We start from the raw sequence: 715 nt of genomic DNA, 5'->3' as shown, positions 1-715 counted from the left end.
CGGTCTCCGTCGACCTGTCGGTGACCACCCTGCTGGGGCCGCTGACCGCGGGCGGCCGGATCGTGCTGGGCGGCCTCGACGGCCGCACCGACGAACTGCCGGGCGGGGAGGGGCGGCTGTCCCTGCTGAAGGTCACCCCGAGCCACCTGCCGATCCTGCTGGGGCTGCCCGAGGCGTACTCGCCCACCGGGGACCTGGTCATCGGCGGCGAGATGCTCACCTCCGAGGTCCTGGACCAGTGGCGGACGCGTTTCCCCGGCGCCGTGGTCACCAACGAGTACGGGCCCACCGAGGCGACCGTGGCCTGCACCGAGCAGCGGCACGAGCCGCAGCGGGGCCGGCCCAAGCCGCTGATCGGGGACGCGATGCCGAACCTGGAGGCGCACGTGGTGGGCCCGGACGGGCGCGCGGAGCCGCCGGGCGAGTTCGGCGAGCTGCTGATCGGCGGCGTTGGCCTGGCGCGGGGCTACCTGAACCGGCCGGGGCTGACCGCGCTGAAGTTCGTACCGGACCCCTTCGGCGGGCACGGCGCCCGGCTGTACCGGACGGGCGACCTGGTGCGCTGGACGGAGGGCGACGACGGCCTGGAGTTCGCGGGCCGGATCGACACCCAGATCAAGCTGCACGGGCACCGCATCGAGCCGGGCGAGGTCGAGGAGGTCCTGCTGACGCATCCGCGGGTCAAGGACGCGGTGGTGGACCTGGTGCGCCCGCA

General features: G+C 74.4%; 1 protein-coding gene. It reads left to right on the top strand.

The features are described 5' to 3' along the window. On the top strand, positions 1-715 hold a 715-nt coding region (locus tag G3I78_RS46570; RefSeq protein ID WP_164436642.1), incomplete at both ends, for an AMP-binding protein.

Source organism: Streptomyces sp. SID13726 (assembly GCF_010548375.1).
Lineage (GTDB): Bacteria > Actinomycetota > Actinomycetes > Streptomycetales > Streptomycetaceae > Streptomyces.
Note: the sequence above shows the minus strand (reverse complement) of the source record. Positions and strands in the feature narration are given on the sequence as shown.